16 protein-coding genes are annotated in these 15,945 nt (G+C 40.4%); 3 read left to right on the top strand and 13 right to left on the bottom strand.

What is annotated here, in order from left to right; translation table 11 throughout:
• Positions 1–10: 10 nt before the first annotated feature.
• Complete coding sequence (locus ACXAFE_RS04250; RefSeq protein ID WP_475149108.1) at positions 11–775, top strand: outer membrane protein assembly factor BamD; 765 nt, start codon at positions 11–13, stop codon at positions 773–775.
• A 70-nt stretch (positions 776–845) separates the two neighbouring features.
• Here the strand turns inward: ACXAFE_RS04250 and glnB are convergent, their stop codons facing one another.
• Positions 846–1,184, bottom strand: a complete 339-nt coding sequence (gene glnB / locus ACXAFE_RS04245) for a nitrogen regulatory protein P-II (RefSeq protein WP_100912980.1) — start codon at positions 1,182–1,184, stop codon at positions 846–848.
• A 182-nt stretch (positions 1,185–1,366) separates the two neighbouring features.
• Between glnB and ACXAFE_RS04240 the strand changes: the two genes are divergently transcribed.
• A complete protein-coding gene (locus ACXAFE_RS04240) occupies positions 1,367–1,903 on the top strand; it encodes a GspH/FimT family pseudopilin (RefSeq protein ID WP_475149104.1) in 537 nt (178 codons plus the stop codon).
• 46 nt (positions 1,904–1,949) lie between these two features.
• Positions 1,950–2,468: a GspH/FimT family pseudopilin gene (locus ACXAFE_RS04235; RefSeq protein ID WP_475149102.1), complete on the top strand. Its 519-nt coding sequence runs from the start codon at positions 1,950–1,952 to the stop codon at positions 2,466–2,468.
• A gap of 343 nt (positions 2,469–2,811) precedes the next feature.
• On the opposite strand, the gene ACXAFE_RS04230 is transcribed toward ACXAFE_RS04235, so the two are convergent.
• The 12 genes from ACXAFE_RS04230 to ileS form a co-directional block, all read right to left on the bottom strand.
• Positions 2,812–3,672: an IS982 family transposase gene (locus ACXAFE_RS04230; RefSeq protein WP_336436498.1), complete on the bottom strand. Its 861-nt coding sequence runs from the start codon at positions 3,670–3,672 to the stop codon at positions 2,812–2,814.
• A 138-nt stretch (positions 3,673–3,810) separates the two neighbouring features.
• Positions 3,811–4,215, bottom strand: a complete 405-nt coding sequence (locus tag ACXAFE_RS04225) for a type IV pilin protein (RefSeq protein WP_475149100.1) — start codon at positions 4,213–4,215, stop codon at positions 3,811–3,813.
• Positions 4,216–4,217: 2 nt separating this feature from the next.
• Positions 4,218–7,343: a pilus assembly protein gene (locus tag ACXAFE_RS04220; protein ID WP_475149098.1), complete on the bottom strand. Its 3,126-nt coding sequence runs from the start codon at positions 7,341–7,343 to the stop codon at positions 4,218–4,220.
• A gap of 1 nt (position 7,344) precedes the next feature.
• Entirely contained in the window at positions 7,345–7,818 is a 474-nt protein-coding gene (locus ACXAFE_RS04215; RefSeq protein WP_475149095.1) for a pilus assembly protein PilX, read from the bottom strand.
• Positions 7,806–8,816 carry a PilW family protein gene (locus tag ACXAFE_RS04210; RefSeq protein WP_475149092.1) on the bottom strand — a complete coding sequence of 337 codons (1,011 nt, stop codon included), beginning with the start codon at positions 8,814–8,816 and terminating at the stop codon, positions 7,806–7,808. Before ACXAFE_RS04210 ends, ACXAFE_RS04215 begins: the two co-directional genes overlap by 13 nt.
• A gap of 1 nt (position 8,817) precedes the next feature.
• Positions 8,818–9,390 carry a type IV pilus modification protein PilV gene (gene pilV, locus ACXAFE_RS04205; protein WP_475149088.1) on the bottom strand — a complete coding sequence of 191 codons (573 nt, stop codon included), beginning with the start codon at positions 9,388–9,390 and terminating at the stop codon, positions 8,818–8,820.
• Between the two features lie 108 nt (positions 9,391–9,498).
• The gene (locus tag ACXAFE_RS04200; protein ID WP_475149085.1) at positions 9,499–10,206 is read right to left on the bottom strand and encodes a LytR/AlgR family response regulator transcription factor; all 708 of its coding nucleotides are present in this window, start codon (positions 10,204–10,206) and stop codon (positions 9,499–9,501) included.
• Positions 10,207–10,208: 2 nt separating this feature from the next.
• Complete coding sequence (locus ACXAFE_RS04195; protein ID WP_475149080.1) at positions 10,209–11,219, bottom strand: sensor histidine kinase; 1,011 nt, start codon at positions 11,217–11,219, stop codon at positions 10,209–10,211.
• A 15-nt stretch (positions 11,220–11,234) separates the two neighbouring features.
• Positions 11,235–12,164 (bottom strand): 4-hydroxy-3-methylbut-2-enyl diphosphate reductase, encoded by a 930-nt coding sequence (gene ispH, locus ACXAFE_RS04190; RefSeq protein WP_475149078.1) that lies wholly within the window; start codon positions 12,162–12,164, stop codon positions 11,235–11,237.
• Complete coding sequence (fkpB, locus tag ACXAFE_RS04185; protein WP_475149075.1) at positions 12,164–12,604, bottom strand: FKBP-type peptidyl-prolyl cis-trans isomerase; 441 nt, start codon at positions 12,602–12,604, stop codon at positions 12,164–12,166. Before fkpB ends, ispH begins: the two co-directional genes overlap by 1 nt.
• Complete coding sequence (gene lspA / locus ACXAFE_RS04180) at positions 12,601–13,089, bottom strand: signal peptidase II (protein WP_100912969.1); 489 nt, start codon at positions 13,087–13,089, stop codon at positions 12,601–12,603. Before lspA ends, fkpB begins: the two co-directional genes overlap by 4 nt.
• 9 nt (positions 13,090–13,098) lie before the next feature.
• Positions 13,099–15,927, bottom strand: coding sequence for an isoleucine--tRNA ligase (gene ileS, locus ACXAFE_RS04175; RefSeq protein ID WP_475149069.1), 2,829 nt, complete (start codon positions 15,925–15,927; stop codon positions 13,099–13,101).
• Positions 15,928–15,945 lie beyond the last annotated feature (18 nt).

Raw genomic sequence — 15,945 nt, 5'->3', positions numbered from 1 at the left:
GTGTATTTTAATGACAAACGTAGTTGGGAAGCGTTCGCTTAGTAAACGTTCATTAGCGCTAGCGCTTGCAATCTCAGTGTTATCAGCATGTTCTTCAGCGCCGGACGAAGAAGACATTCAAAGAGTTCCGAATAAATCGCCACAGGCACTTTATCAAGATGCCAAAGAAACGCTTGATTCAGGTTTATATGTACGCGCAATCGAGTTACTAAGCGCAATTGACTCACGCTACCCATTTGGACCACTATCAAAACAAGTTCAGATGGACCTTATTTACGCCTATTATCAATCAAATAATACTGAACAGGCTACGGCAACCATTGACCGTTTTATTAAATTAAACCCAAATCACAAAGATTTAGATTACATGTATTACATGCGTGGTTTAGTAAATATTAAAGCCCATGAAAATGCATTCCAAGAGTATTTTGGTATTGATCGCGCTGATCGCGACACCAAGCGTACGCGAATCGCATACGAAGATTTTGCTACGCTTGTTAAAAATTACCCAGACAGTAAATACACCAACGAAGCCAAAAAACGCATGGCGTGGCTGCTTAATAAAATGGCACGTTACGAGCTAAAAGTGGCTAACTATTATTATGAACGCGAAGCCTACCTTGCTGCGGCAAACCGCTGTAAGTATGTGGTAGAGCACTTCTCAAAAAGCAGCTATACCAAACAAGCCCTTGAGCTAATGGTAAAAAGCTACGAAAAACTTGGGCTGAGTGAATTAAAAAATAATGCACAAGCTGTGCTAGATGCAAACAAATAAACGTGCACTTAGCATGCAAAAAGGGGCTAGTTTAGCCCCTTTTTTATGTTTGAAATCTTGAAAAATAAGTTTATATAGCAGCTTCGTCTTCTTCTTGTGTACGAATACGTACCACGCGCTCAATATCAGAAACGAATATCTTACCATCACCAATTTTGCCTGTTTGCGCCGTTTCTACAATAACATCAACAGCACGGTCTACATCTTCATCGGCAAGTACAATATCTAATTTGACTTTTGGTAAAAAGTCCACCATGTACTCGGCACCGCGATACAGTTCGGTATGCCCTTTTTGTCTACCAAAACCTTTCACTTCGCATACCGTCATACCTGTGATGCCGATTTCTGACAGCGCTTCACGGACGTCATCGAGTTTAAATGGTTTGATGATTGCTTCTATTTTTTTCATAGATATGTTTCCAATATGCTTAATGCCACCATTCTATCGCGTTAACTAATCAATTCAAGGTATTTACTTATAGACATATTGGTAATTATTTTCATCAATATAAATAACTGTTCTAAAAGAATTATACAATCTACTAGTCTGGATTTTTCAAAAGCGTATAATTACTAGAGGAGGTACAAAATATGAAATATGTACAACAAGGTGTCACGTTACTCGAAGTGTTAATAGCCTTAGCAATTATCGGTATTGTTTCAGCAGTGACAATACCAAATCTAGGTCCAATGCTTGAGGCAGATCGCGCTGAGGCCTTTATTAATGATTTCAATAGAACAATTAAGTTTGCTCGTGCAAAGGCGACAGCTACTGATGAAATCGTCATTGTATGCCCTGTTGGAGATCCTGACTTAGGAGGTGACTGCACATCAAATTGGCAAAGCCACCCTATCGTTGCTTTTGTGGATAAGAACCAAGACTCAAACTTGAGCTCAGCTAACGATCTTATTATAAGAGTTATGTCTGTACCGAACGAGAAAGACAAAGTCAAACAGGAACAAGGCACTACAGCAATTATGATTGATGGACAAGGTAGAGTTAATCAAGAGCATCAATTTGTCATTTGCCCCAATGGCAATAATCAAAACACTTCTGCATTACAAGTCAGTATATCAGGCAATACTTGGAAGTTAGGGCGTAACTTTTTAACTTGCGGTACGGTCTAAAGAGGCTAAGCTTAATACTACAATTTACAAATAAGAGGCTTCAAGGATGAAGCGTAATGGTTATAGCCTTATTGAATTGGTTGTCTGCGTCGTCTTAATCGGTGTAATCTCCAGTATTACTCTTCCTAATTTCAGCCGTTTTTTCGCGCAGCTGCGTCTAAATACATCAATTAGTGAAATTTTTAAGTCATTACACTTAGCTCGAGCTTATGCTGTGTCACATTCAGCTAACATTACCATTTGCCCTTTAGTATCAGGTAGTTGTAAAACAGACTGGAGTGGTAACATTTACGTATTTGAGGATAGTAACAGCAACCTCACGCTGGATTCTGGAGAGTACGTTGTGAGGTTCCATGATAAAATTAGCAGTCATGATGAGCTAACTTACCCCAGAAGAGCTATAACATATAGAGCTGATGTTTCAATCAATTTCATGCAGTCTGGTAGCTTTTTGTACTGCAATAAAGTATTCCCAAAGTTAAGTGGTAATAGAATAACAGTCAGTCAAGTTGGCAGGGTTCGGATCGTAGACTCCAATAAATGCGAAAAAGCTGACATGAACTAGATACTTAAAAACCTTTTTAAAAACAATATTTTGTGTTTTTAGTGTAAGATGCATACACTATTCCACTTTATAGGTTTACTCTCTATTGGTTTACCGTCACTTCATACAAAAACACTACTAGGGAAACTTATACAACAATGGAACCAACTGATACTGACTGATTGTTATAAGAGTATTGGCTTCATATTTATAGCCGCCACTAAGCGTGATTCTAATCAAACGACCTTATAGAAGCTTTGATAAAAAGTAAACAGCGTTTGCATGTATTTGGCTCTTAGTTTTCACAACACTCATTAACTTTGAGGTTTAAATTTTAATAAGTAACCTCAGATCTGCATAAGTATTAAAGCCGAGTCACTTTTATACTCGGCTTTTTAGTCTGAAAGGTATAGGCAATTAATCCAGCCATTAAATTAACCATAAATGAGATGCAGCTGCGGTGCCTTGTATGGTCTATTTGAGCCATATTTTTCAGCTGGTCGAAAACCGTTTCAATGATGAAACGCTTTGATAACATCGCTCTATCCCAAGATGATATTGGCTGACGTTTCATATTACTTCGTTGACCTGTAATAAAATCAACGCCTTGCTCAGCAAGTTCCGCTTTTAAGTTTGCCGATACATAACCTTTATCAGCGTATAAACTACCTGTAACATTATCGACCATATCTGGTACAGGTTTCCTATCATCAACATTCCCAGCTGTCACTTTTACAGCTAATAAACCACCTTCATCATTCATGATGAGGTGAAGTTTAAAGCCATAAAACCAGCCCATTGTTCCTTTGCCTCGTTTGGCTTCTCCCGCGAAAACTTGGTGGCGAGGAATGCGCATGTTGTGACACACCTTGAGAGAAGTGGAGTCGATAAATGCAATGCCTGTTGGTTTATCGAATCGCTGTTTCAGATAGCTACACAAAGCAGGTAACGTAGTCTGAAGTAGCTTCAACATGCGTGTATAACTAACTAAATCAGGAAAATAATGTCGCCAATACTGACAAACAAATTTGGTGTAGTAAGTTTTAAAGTCGCGATAACCTGATTGATGAAAGGCAATTAATATAGTCATCACTTCGCTGGAGGATAGTCGAGATGGCTTAATGCGTTGCTTTTCCCCTGATTCTATTAGGTGTTTAAGCCATTGAGGTTCAAACAATAAACAAAAATCATCGACATCTACGTAAATTGCATCTAAGTTATTCATGCCCTTGCCTCGGTAATCTTATGTTTCTTGGTCGAAAGATCTGATCACCGCAAGGGCATTTAGTTCCACTTCTTATGTGCAGCTCAGGTTAAGTAAGTTAACAGGTGCCATGATTATTCTGGCACCTTTTTACTTAAGCTATTTCCCCCAACACCTAGCCGCGCCAGCTTGGCCTGTAGCTGTTGTTTGACCAATATTATTAATTGAGAAACTCGTACAACCTTCATCTCCTGTTGCTGGATTTGTCGCAGGAGTCGCTTCAATAGAAAACGTATTGCCATCAGATATAAGGTTTAATGTATATAACCCAGTTCTTGTCGATATATCATAATTCAATTCTGCAAGAGTTAACGCGTAGCGATGATTATCAGCAAAGAACTGCTCTTGTTTGTTAGCGGCATCTAACAATGAAGTCGTAGCCTCCGTTCGAGATCCTTTATTTACATGCTCTACATAAGATGGGTAAGCTACCGCAGCAAGAATGCCTACAATAGCAACCACAATCATCATCTCTATTAAAGTAAATCCGTTTTTACTACTCATTTTTAGTTAACCTTATTCTTCGATTCTCTATACATATAGCTACGATGCGCCTTTAAACCACCGAATCCACCAACTAAATTGATTTTGCAGTTAGCTCCATTTTCGTCACACTCTTGCTTAGGAATAGCACTATCATTAATTGACTTAGCTTTAATAATTCCTGAGTTACCTTCTCCAGCTCCGATACCTATCAGTAAAAACTGAGAATTCTCATCACTATCCTCAGAGAAAACAAGCTCAGGAGTAGGTGGAATACTATCTCCTGTTGAGGAGAAGAGACTGTCATAAATGTTCACTGCATAGTGTAAATGGAAAGCATAAAGTCTTCCTTCCCCCCCTGTGAGTGAACAAGATACGGTTTGAGAGCCCGAAACAAATGTTGGAAAATATGCTACACCACCAATTATTGCTGGCTTGGCTAGAGCTTTTTCGCCGATAGCTGGTAGTTCATATTTCCAACCACGACTTTTATTATATTCAAACTCTTTTTCTACAAACCTTTTGTAATCAGACGTTAAAGAACCAAATGTGTCAGGTGTAATACTCATTAGATCTGTCACTTTAATAGAGCTTGGAATATCTGTTTTAAATGAACGCGTAATTACATTCAAATCTCTTAACATGAATAGGTTATCGTTTGACTCACCTAAAGGGTTAGTTCTGTCACCGCTACCAATAACAACAGCTTCAAAGGGAACAGTCATGCGAGAAACATTTAGCACATCACCATTTTCCTCATAGCTAGTTACTTTACTGTAGTAACTTCTAGCAACCTCTGGTTGATAGAAAAAAGGCCCAGGCAAGCTTGCAAACTCGAATGCACTCCAGTCAGAAAAATCACTACCTGCTAAATCGACCCGCCAAATTTTGCCACCAGTGTCTGCTGCATAGAGTCTATCGGTATAGCCATCATAATCAGTATCTAATGTTGCAATTCTACCAACAATACTGTCCGTCCCATCAAATGATATTTGATCAGTACTCCAAACAACATCTCCCGTTTTTGCATCAACAAGGTAAATACCTGCGCCGACTGTATTTGGTGCGCCATTCTCATATTGTTGTTTGTCGTACCCGGCGCCAAAAACAAGCATAGGTTGTTCTGAATATGTTGGGTGATTTATGTAAATTACCTTTGGTTGGGACCAAGTTTGCCCTAGATTTCCATAACCAGTAGAGCTTGATGATTTCTGCCAAAGCAATTTCGGATTGCTTCGATCTGAAATATTGAGTGCATAGTACGAGGCACCGCCACGACGCATTCCAAAGAATGCCCACACATCTTCGCCAGCATTAACTTTACCGTCACCATTTTTATCATCATGATAAATAGTTGGCGTAAGGTCCATTCCATAGACCTTGCCTGGGACATTATCTCTTAATGAAGGCTGGGTGTTAAACAATTCAGTAGGAATAAACGACCAAGCTTCTGTTGCTACAGTTTCACTAGTATCTTCAAAGAAATGAACGAAGCCTGCATTTGTCCCAAATATCAAATACGTTGAATCCTTAGTACTATTGCCTTCATCTCCATACGTAATTGCGGCCGGTTTAGAGTGAAGTGCGTCACCTAGAATATGATTGCGTAGTATTACATCATCACCGTTACGACTTTCGATACCACGCATCCAATCAATCATTTCTTTCGCGTCTTGTTCACTTGCATCAACGCCACTATAGTTTTTAAGCGCTTCTTTAATTTCAGCTACTACATTAGTGTTTGTGCTTACCAGTTCACCCTTATCCGTAAAAATTTTTCGGTTGTCAGGTGACGTAATTTGATCTTCGAGCCCTCCAAGCGCTACATTTCCACCATCTTCCGATGGCGTCTCACCTTGGGTTGGGTTAAAGTCACGCCAAAAGGTCTTAGCTTTTTTCTCAATTTCGCCTTTACTATTAATCGCTTTTACATTGTCTTGATCAACAATGTTATACCCGCTAATTTTTAATTTTTTAATATTACCGTTCCATCTGGCTGATCCCACAGGTGCAAACAATGAGTAATAGACAAACTCTTTAGTTCGTGTGCTGTCACTTTGGCTCGCCGCAACTGAAGGTGAGGTAAAGTTACCCGATAACTCAAGAATCTGATTTAAGGTAGATGTAAGATTTTTATTTAATTGTGTTGGGTCACTCGTATCATAATAATTGCCTTTACCTTTTTTAGCAGCGGCTTTGAGCATTCCTTCACCTTTATCACTCATACCATTACCAAAACCAATAGTATAAGTGAACACGTTATTAACTTTATTATCTTTATCATACACATCGTTGTTAGCCATATACTCAGCTAAACGCGGAAAATGCTGAGGCACTTCTGGAAGTGTTTTAGTGTTTCCGTAATCGTCTTCATAAGTTGCGCTTGTATAGCGCTCATCTGGTAATAATCCTTTTATTAACCCTGCCGCGTTGTTGTAACTTGTATTTGTGCTAGGGTCGCCATCAGTCATCATAATAAAATATGCGTTATTGTCACAACGCGGTTGATAACTGCCACCAGGACCCGTCAAGTTAGCGAAAGGAGAAGTATAGACCCCATTATTTTCAATCGAAGTATCACGGCCCTGGCTTAGATTCCACAACTCAAATACTGGACCCCCACTAAAATAACTGTAAACTTGATATGCCGAATCTGTAATAGGTGTACCGGAACCTGCGTCTAGGTTATTAATAATTGTTTGTAACTCAGTTGCAGAATTACGCCCTATGCCTGAGATAATATAACTTACGCCGCCATCAAAAACACCAATACCAAATTCAACATCATCAGCCTCACTTATTACACTTGTTACCGCTTCTTTTGCCACTTGTAAACGGCTTGCAGGGCATGTTTGCATATCTTGATATTCACCGCCAACCCGACATCGATACGCTTTACCTCTGACAGTTTTTGCGACACAGTTGATTGAGTTTCTGTTTTTGTTGTAACATGATTTTCCGTTCTGTGATGACCAATTCATACTGCCAGACGTATCAAACATTAGCATTACTCGCGGCTTTTCTTTTTCCTCTAAAAGTGCATTAAGATATAACTCTATGTCTTCCGCTAACACTTTGGTACTCAGTGTTAGCATCATAAATAACGCACCACAAAGTAACGTTAAATTTTTAAAAGATGCTAATCTCATTTTAAGACCCCTCTCCCATCATTTCCTGTGTAATACCTGTTTCTAGTGTTAGTGTGTGTTTATTAGCACGTCCATAATTTTGCGTTGTTGATAATTTTAAATAATTACATTTTATATTAGTGGTTGGTGCAAATGCAGGAGGACATGGTAGTAATGGTACCCTTTCATTTTTATTGGTATAAGTCATTACAACTCTACTACCATCAAGAGATAAAACTGTTTCTAAATCAGCTTCATTTTGGCCCATTTTGTTTAAAAAATTACTATCTCCGCCTTTGTCTATTTCTGCTTTGATTGTCCTTTCTGTCTGCCCACGAGCGATATTCTCCACTCTATATGATTCCTGACTAGCATTGACCATTTTATTGTCGAGTGCACTGCCACTCATCACTGATACAGCAATACCTGACACCATTAATATCATTAACATTGCAGCAACTAAGACAACACCCTGCTGTTTACTTAAATTACCCATTTGTCTGTTCCTACATTTACTAAGCGAATTGTTGATGTTAGTAGTTTACGTCTAAAACCGTCATTAAATGTGAGTACTTTTTCTTCAGAGCCCTGCCCTCCCATAACGAACCTTTGCTCTCTTGGTGGCCGACTCAAATCTTCTTCAAGAGCTCTTACAAGCAAGAATACCTGTACACTAGTTACAACTGCTGTCTCCTGTTCCCAGTCAGTCATAGCCATCTGTTTGGTCGTTTTGTATGAATCAACTCGAGAATCGCCATCGGTGTCCAAACCAAAAATAAAACGCATATTCTCTATACCTTCCATAACAGTTTCTGCGCGCATTTGCCCATTCATTAGTCGCATTCTTCTCAAGGTCGGAACATTGATAGCGTTACCATTGAGTGTGTAAGTTTGGTCTTGGATAAAATAAACGTTATGACTATATTCCCAGACTTTTTCATTAATATTTAATGGATCAATAACAGCTCCAGTACCTCGAATGAACCGACCATGTTGGGTACCAGCGATAAAATATGTATTTAATGCACTACTTGCTTGAGTAATTTCTTGGCCTAAAACACGCTTTACTTGTATTATGTCACTACCAGCTAATGGGTTATTGACACAATTTAGCTCTGTTCCTAGTTCAGCTTCTTTTGCATAGAGAACTTTAAACGCAGCATTTCCCCCATTTTCAGGAAAAGTTCGATTATTTTGGCCTTCAAAACAATCTGTAGGTGGGCTTGCAGGACTCGCTGCCGTTAAAATTGCTCCGGACGGAGTTAAAATGAAATTTCCCCAAAAACCAGCAAGCTCAATCTCTTGCTTCAATACATCCATGGCTAATCGACCTGCTTCTTGCAACTCTCCAATATCCATGGTGTCTGATGTTGTTACTTTCATGCCTACATATGTAAACATAACTCCAGCAAGTATAAAAGCTCCAACAAATAGAGATATCATGAGTTCTACAATAGTGAAACCGGCTTGTCTAAATAACTCGTTGCTTCTCATGTTACGCAGTCCTCATAAATACATAGCTTTCGAGTACAACAGCCCTACGGTTTGCTATGTCACCACATTGAATGTTTTGGTTAGTTACTTCATTTAACTCTTGACGCCCTTGCCACGCAACAACCACACGAATCGTAGCACCATTTCCGTCTGCGGTCGGAGTTGGTGAAATGCAGACAGTTCCATTTGCTAAAGAACCAGTGTTATCTGCAACTCTTAGAGCTTTTTGCCATTGGTACACGTCATACTCAGCTATACTGGACGAGCTACAACGAACATTTAAACAATTTCTCTCTACGAGTACATCTTGGTAACTGAAAGTTTTATTGTAGTTAGCTACAATATCTGTAGTGTCATTTGCACGAATGCGTTCAACAATATCATTCGCTAATGCTAAGGCTGCACTACGCTGATTAGCATCGTAACTAGCTTGTTTTGCGTTGGTTTGTAATGCTACAGTACCAAGTAAGCCGACTGTTATTACAATAAAAGCTACAAGCACTTCAATAAGTGTGAAGCCTTTATTTGCTTGTTGCCTTGGCAATGAGGAAAAAGGTGACGAGTTTGCTCTCATTTTTCATTCATCCTTTAAGCTGAAAATTTTCTAACTTAATAATCGCTGAACGAAAAATGAAACTCAATTAACAGGGTGTTAACGGTTAAGATTTCAGATAAACGGTCGTTATTGATGAATTAGCTGTTTAATATGCGGCCACTCGCGCCTGCTAACTTCTACTTTTTCATTAAAATCTAATAGTTTAAGCCAGTGCTTGTTGTGGTCTTGGCCAATTTCGGTCAGGTAGCTTTGATTAACAATTGTGTTGCGGTGCACTCTCACAAAGTAAGATTCAAATTCTGATAAGAGTTTTTTTAACGAGCCTTCAATTAACACACTTGCATTTGGCGTAATAACACGCAAATATTTGTCTTCTGAACGAACGAGTCGAACATCAGATACCAACACACTTTTATTTATTCCGCTTTCGATATACTCAATAGCGGCCTGCTGCTTTAAAGCAGTTTGCGCGCGATGGGAAATCTTCAGACCATCTATCGCTTTTGCAAGAGCAACTTCATCAATTGGTTTAACTAAATACCCTTGCGGTGCTACGGCAAACGCGGGAAGCGCTTTATCAGGGTAAGCAGTGATAAAAATAATCGCTGGCGGTGGGTTAAATTCTTTTAGTTTTTCAGCAAACTCTATTCCTGATAAACCGGGCATTTCAATATCAAGCAATGCTAAATCTGGTACTAAGTCGCTACACGCCTGTAACGCCTGCTCAGCGTTTTCTGAGAGCGACATTATATTAAAGTCTGGTCTTAATTTTTGCAGTAAACGTGCGATCCGCGCGCGCGCTAAAGGTTCGTCATCAACAATTAGTACATTCATTGCTATCTCGGGATCACCAACTTAGTGCGAAAACTATCGCCTTGAACAAAGTGAGTCAATTTTGCTCGTTTGCCAAAATACATTTGCAGCCGCTCTTTAATATTCTCTACCGCAATACCATTGCTAGGCCTTGATTTAGACGCTTCAGGCAAATACGGATTATCGACAATGAGCGACACCGAACTGTTACTTACCAATAATTGCACTGAAATATGCGATGAATTCACACTTGGCTCAACGCCATGGCAAATCGCATTTTCTAAAAGAGGCTGAATAGTTAACGCAGGTATTTTAAGTTCAGGTAATTGCTCTGGAATTTGCCAATCAACCGTTAACCTCTCACCAAAACGCCAAGACTCAACCAGCATATATTGTTGGGCTAATAATACGTCTTTTTCAAGTAAAATCGCTTCATCGCAATGCATTGCAGCACGGGATAAATCTGCCAGCGCTAAAATTGTTTTTTCAGCGTCTTGTGCATCGTGATACACCAGTTCGGCTGCCATATTAAGGCTGTTAAACAAAAAATGTGGTCTGATCCGCGCTTGTAACGAACTTAACTGTGCCTTGGTTGCGACTTGTTCTGAATGGCTGCGCTCCGCATGCATAATGCTAAATTGCGCATAAAGCATTGCGATTATAAAGGCGATAAGCAAATTTCGTGTTAAAAATTCGAGCAGCGAAATTTCATCTAAAATCTCAAACGTATAAACAAAGTAACTGGTTGCCAGTGTAAAACCGCATATTAGCAGCACTAGTACAACAAGTTGCTGCTGATAACTCGCTTTTTGCAACTGACTTTTAAGCAAATAAATTGACGTTAAACTGGTGAGTGAAACAAAATGAATAAACAGACTAACTGGTGCGAGGGCGAGCCAAGGGTCGCGGTGAATAAGAGGTGAAAACGTTAAAATAACGGCCAAGAGTTGGCCGACAATAATTACTGCTAACAGTGCGCGGTCATTAAGTAAGCTTGCTAATAAATCGCCTTTAATTTGATTCATCGAAATCATTAGCAAGCCTTGTCGTTATCTCAATTCAGCAGGTACCGCAAAGATGATATTTTCTTCTTCACCTGGGTTTTCAATTGCTTCCGTGCCACCCCATGCTTTGAGTTGGTCTACCACTTGTTGCACCAAGACTTCTGGTGCAGATGCTCCCGCGGTTACACCAACGCTCGTCACGTCTTCAAACCAAGCTTGCTCCATTACGCTTGCATCATCAATTAAGTGTGCTGGTGTTCCTACCTTTGCACTTAGCTCACGTAACCGATTTGAGTTAGAACTGTTTTTAGCGCCAACCACTAATACTAAATCACTCTTGTCAGCTAAATCACGCACAGCATCTTGGCGATTTTGTGTTGCATAGCAAATATCGTCTTTACGCGGGCCATGAATGTTTGGGAATTTTACTCGCAGCGCATCAATCACATCGGCAGTATCATCCACCGATAGTGTTGTTTGGCTGCAGTAGAACAGGTTATCCGCATCTTTTACTGAAAGTGTTGCTACATCTTCTGGTGTTTCCACCAAGTAAATGCCGCCGTCATCATTGTCATACTGCCCCATAGTACCTTCCACTTCTGGGTGACCATGGTGACCAATTAACACACATTCAGTGCCTTTACGGCTAGCGCGTGTTACTTCCATGTGCACTTTAGTGACAAGTGGACAGGTTGCATCAAACACTTTAAGCTCGCGGCGTTTAGCCTCTTTGCGTACGGCTTGCGATACACCGTGTGCGCTAAAAATAACAATGTTATCGTCTGGTACTTGGTGCAATTCTTCGACAAATATTGCACCGCGATCTTTGAGGCGATTAACCACATATTTGTTATGCACAACTTCGTGACGTACGTAAATAGGCGGCTTAAATAAGTCTAAAGCACGTTCAACAATGCTAATCGCTCTATCAACCCCTGCGCAAAAGCCACGAGGGTTTGCTAACAAAATTTTCATTAATTTCGCACTTCTAAAATTTCAACTTCAAACTCAACCTGTTGTCCCGCTAATGGATGATTAAAATCAACCGTTACAGAATCGCCTGCAACTTCGCGAATTAAACCAGGAAGGTCAGTGCCATCAGGTTGTGTAAACGCGATAATTGCGCCTACTTCAGCCGGTGTATCTGTACCAAATTTACTGCGGTCAACATAGTAAATATTATCTGGGTTAGGCATACCAAACGCATCTTCTGGCGCCAGCGTAAAGCTTTTTTCATCGCCTTGGCATAAGCCTAGCAAACACTTTTCAAAATTTGCAGTTAAGCTACCATCACCCATCACTAATTTAGCTGGTTTGTTATGAACTTTCGTAGAATCGGCAGCTGAGCCATCTTCTAATTTGATTGAAAAGTGAAAAATTACTTCTGAGTTTTCACCAATCTTTACATCTGTCATTTATCGCTCTCTTTTTGCTCAAAAAATGCATCAAGTAACAATAATCCTGCACCAATACTAATCGCCACGTCAGCAATATTAAATACTGGGAAGTCATACTGCTCATAGTACACATGCAGGAAGTCAATCACGTATCCATGTACTAAGCGATCAATCAAATTACCAATTGCGCCAGCTAACACTAAAGCATAAGCACTGCACAGCAACTTGTTAGTAGCAGGTAGTTTCTTTAACCAGTAAATTAACAGCACACTAATCGTTACTGCAATTGTGCTAAAGAAATAACTTTGCCATCCACCTGCTTCGCTTAAGAAGCTAAATGCAGCACCATAGTTGTGCACATAAGTGAAATTAAATACTGGCAGAATATCAATTGTTTGATAGAGAGACATTTCTGTGCTCACTACCCATTTAGTAATCTGGTCTAGTGCCAGCAAAATGATGCTGAGCACTAACCAAATTAGACCACTACGTCCTTTTAACACACAAATCCCCTATGCAAATTGACGAACTTCACCTTCGCCATCTACGTTGGTTACACAGCGGCCACAAATATCTTTGTGTTCTTCGTGAGTGCCTACATCATCACAGTAATGCCAACAACGCTCACACTTTTCTGCTGATGTTGCTGCGACCGAAATAAACAAACCGTCAATTTCGCTTGCAACCGCATCTGCTGGACGGTTTTCTTTATTTTCAACAACCGCTTTTGAGGTAAGCAATACGAAGCGTAACTCATCGCCAAGCGCATTCAGTTGCGCTTCAAGCTCTGAACCCACATACAAGGTTACTTCTGCTTGCAATGTTGCGCCGATTTTCTCTTCTTTACGTGCAGCTTCAAGTACTTTGTTTACCTCAGCGCGCACTTCTAAGAGTTGCTGCCAGAAAGCGTTATCTAGCTTAGCTGAATCTGCTTTTACCAGACCTTGGTACCATTCGCCTGTAAATACAAACTCATCACGCTTGCCTGGCAGTACTTGCCAAATTTCTTGTGCAGTGAAGCTCATAATTGGTGCCATCCAGCGTGTCATTGCTTCAGCAATATGGTAAAGCGCTGTTTGACATGAACGACGTGCAACACTGTCAGCCTTTGCTGTGTACTGACGGTCTTTAATGACATCTAAGTAGAATGAACCAAGTTCAACGGTACAGAAGTTCATTAGCTTTTGTGTTACTACCAGCATTTGATATTCATCGTATGCTGCAACTAGCTCGTCTTGCAATACAGCGGCACGGTCTAAGATCCAACGATCAAGGGCAACCATTTCATCTGCTGCAACCATATCTGTTTCTGGATTAAAACCATTTAGGTTCGCTAATAAGTAACGTGCAGTGTTACGAATACGGCGGTAACGGTCTGCTGAGCGTTTAAAGATTTCGTCCGAAACTGTCATCTCTGCTGTGTAATCAGTAGACGCAACCCATAAACGCAGGATATCTGCACCCATTTTGTTCATGATATCTTGCGGCGAAATTACGTTACCAAGTGACTTCGACATCTTGCGACCATTTTGGTCAACGGTAAAACCATGTGTAAGCACTTGCTTATATGGTGCATGACCATTAATCGCAACTGATGTCATCATTGAAGACATAAACCAACCACGGTGTTGGTCAGAACCTTCAAGATATAAATCAGCAGGGCCGGTTAGTTCTTCACGTGCATCAACAACACATGCGTGTGTTACACCTGAATCAAACCAAACATCTAACGTGTCTTGTACTTTTACGTATTGCGCTGCATCTTCAGCACTTAGTAGCTCAGTTATTTCTAAGTCATACCAAGCTTGAATACCCTTTTCTTCTACCTTTACAGCAACTTGCTCGATTAACTCGGCAGTATTTGGGTGTAGGCTACCAGTATCCTTATCAACAAATAGTGCAATTGGCACACCCCATGTACGCTGACGTGAAATACACCAATCTGGGCGGCCTTCAACCATGTTCGCAATGCGGCTTTCGCCCCACTCTGGTAGCCATTGAGTCTTTTTGATTTCGCTTAATGAATCTTGACGTAAGTTTGCCTGATCCATACTTACGAACCACTGCGGCGTTGCACGGAAAATAATTGGCGTTTTATGGCGCCAGCAATGCGGGTAACTGTGATTAAGCGCATGATGATGCATTAGTGCGCCTTTATCTGTTAGTACTTCAATTACGTTCGCGTTCGCTTTAAATACATGTTGGCCTGCAAATAATTCAGTATCAGGTAGATACACACCATTGGCACCCACAGGGTTAGCGACTTCTAAGTTATATTGCTGACCCACAACAAAGTCTTCTTGACCGTGACCCGGTGCAGTATGAACCGCGCCCGTACCAGAATCAGTCGTAACGTGCTCACCTAAAATCACAGGAACAGTGAAATCGTAGAATGGGTGGTTTGTTTGCAATAATTCAAGGTCTGAACCTTGGCAATAACCAAGTGCATGGAACTTATCCACGCCGTAACGATCCATTGCATCTTTTACTAAGTCAGATGCTAATACTAAACGCTGTTTACCTTGTTCAGTTTCAATTTGAACTAAGCTGTACTCAAGACCTTCATGCACTGCAACCGCACGGTTAGCAGGCAGTGTCCAAGGTGTTGTAGTCCATATAACAATGCTGATATCGCCTTCACCTTCATGACCATCCGCTAAGTTAAACTTAGAGATAAGAGCAGCTTGATCAGCAAAGGTGAACTTAACGTCAATTGCAGGCGATTGTTTGTCTTGGTACTCAACTTCCGCTTCAGCAAGTGCTGAACCACAATCTGTACACCAATGAACTGGCTTAGAACCTTTATGAAGGTGACCGTTTTTAATAATGCGGCCTAACACGCGAATCGCGTTTGCTTCAAAGTCGAAGTTCATTGTTAAATAAGGCTTGTCCCAATCACCAAATACACCAAGGCGTTTGAAATCTGCCTTTTGGCCTTCAACTTGCTTTTTAGCGTAGTCGCGGCACTTTTCGCGGAACTCGGCAACAGACACTTTTTTACCTGGCTTGCCTACTTTCTTTTCTACTTGTAGCTCAATTGGTAAACCGTGGCAGTCCCAACCTGGAACATACGGTGCATCAAAGCCTGAAAGCGTCTTAGACTTAATAATAATGTCTTTAAGAATTTTATTTACAGAGTGACCTAGGTGAATATTGCCATTCGCATACGGAGGGCCGTCGTGCAAAATGAAAGATTTCTTGCCTTTCTTAGCGGTGCGAATTTGACCATATAAGTCTTTTTCGTACCAAGATTTAAGCATTTGTGGTTCGCGTTGTGCTAAGTTACCACGCATTGGAAACTCAGTTTCCGGCAAATTTAAGGTATGTTTGTAGTCGCTCATTTAATTCTACTTTCCGTA

Source organism: Pseudoalteromonas sp. ABV4_021 (genome assembly GCF_056159365.1).
This window is presented reverse-complemented; position numbering and strand designations above follow the sequence as displayed.